A 1447-nucleotide genomic window follows, 5' to 3' on the forward strand; every position below is an offset into this window, starting at 1 on the left:
GAACCGCGATTTGAGCGCGATGGCTTATTGATTGAAGGACAGAGGACAAATTATCTGAGGAACTCAAATAAACCAGACTCATGGACTGTTCATTCCGCACTGAATAAAACATTTGGCACTGATAAACAGGGGTTCAATTATGCCACGGTGACACCCACGGAAAGTATAGTGGGAACAACAGGTGGCTATACTGTGCATGGTGTGGTTGCAGCAGACAGATTCCCGCTGGCAAGTGGTGAATGTTTCACTTTTTCGTGCCGGGTTAAAGGCGCTAAAGCACGATGCAGGTTAAGAGTTTCAGTTATTATTGGTGGAACAGATACATTCTCTGCTGACCCTTATCTTGATCTGGATACCCGGATCGCAACAGTAAGCGGTAATACATCCCTTATAACAGCCAAAGCTGAACAACAGGGCGAGTGGACCTACTATGAGGCCACTTATACAGCTAATACGGACATTGATACCGTTAACTGTGCTTTTTATATGACAAATAAAATAAGTAATGAGCCATTCTATGATGACTCAACATTAACCATGACGACGCCGCAAATTGAACTGGGCAATACGGCATCGTCATTTATTGTAACTACAATGCCAACAACACGCGCAAGTGATGTGGTTACTATCCCCTCGGCGAATAACCTGTCAACACGGCCTTTTACAGTATTGTGCGAAGTAAGGAGGAACTGGAGTACACCGCCCAATGTTGCGCCAAGGATATTTGATGTTGGAGGGCACAGTATTGATGATAATTATTTATCGCTGGGGTTTGTTTCAACAGGAAAGATAAGCGCCAACGTAGGAATGGTTCAGCCACAAATTTCCTCAGATGGAGAAAGGTTCATTGTGGGTGTGAGAGCTAAATCTGATTTATCAGTAAATGCAATATGCAGTGGTAATTATACAACAAACCTTAATGGTAAAATATTTGGAGTTACAGCAACATCGTACCGGTTTGGTGGGCAGACCGCAGCAGGAACGCGTCATTTGTTTGGACACATCAGAAATTTCAGAGTCTGGTTTAAAGAATTAAATGACAGGCAAATCAAGGAGGCAGTATGAAAGATTTAACTTTGAAATTTCCTGGTAACAGAGAGTTTAAATCCTTCCTGTCATCTCTTGACTGGGAGGAAGATGAAGACCTCCAGAATAAACTGTTAGTCGATGAAATTGGTTTCACCTACACAGAAACAGGGGTAACTGAAGAGGGAGAACCTGTCTGTATCCGGAATAACGGTTATTTTGTCAACATTCGCATTCTTGATGACTTGTTTGATGTTTCTGTATTCTCTGATTATGTCGTGGAGCTGGAAACACCGCTTCGGGAATGGAGCTGAAAGGAGGAAATAATGGATATAAGCCCCTTACTTCATGCACTTTGTGCTGTGGCTGCGCAGATACTGGTTGGTCTTTTTACCGGAAACTGGGCTTACGGAGCGATAGC

At 43.2% G+C, this 1447-nt stretch carries 2 protein-coding genes; both read left to right on the forward strand.

All coding sequences use genetic code 11. The annotated features are described in order from the left end of the window. Positions 1-1065, forward strand: a 1065-nt coding sequence (locus A7Z06_RS22190; protein ID WP_446718712.1) for a phage head spike fiber domain-containing protein, incomplete at its 5' end; no start/stop codon positions are given. Next, a complete protein-coding gene (locus A7Z06_RS21500; protein ID WP_000654171.1) occupies positions 1062-1340 on the forward strand; it encodes a hypothetical protein in 279 nt (92 codons plus the stop codon). The genes A7Z06_RS22190 and A7Z06_RS21500, both read left to right, overlap by 4 nt. Positions 1341-1447 lie beyond the last annotated feature (107 nt).

The organism is Escherichia sp. MOD1-EC6819, from assembly GCF_002965765.1.
GTDB classification, from domain to species: Bacteria; Pseudomonadota; Gammaproteobacteria; order Enterobacterales; family Enterobacteriaceae; genus Escherichia; species Escherichia ruysiae.

Excerpts from the sequence above, each read along its gene's own strand:
- A7Z06_RS21500 (WP_000654171.1), top strand. The coding sequence starts at position 1,062 with ATGAAAGATTTAACTTTGAAATTTCCTGGTAACAGAGAGTTTAAATCC.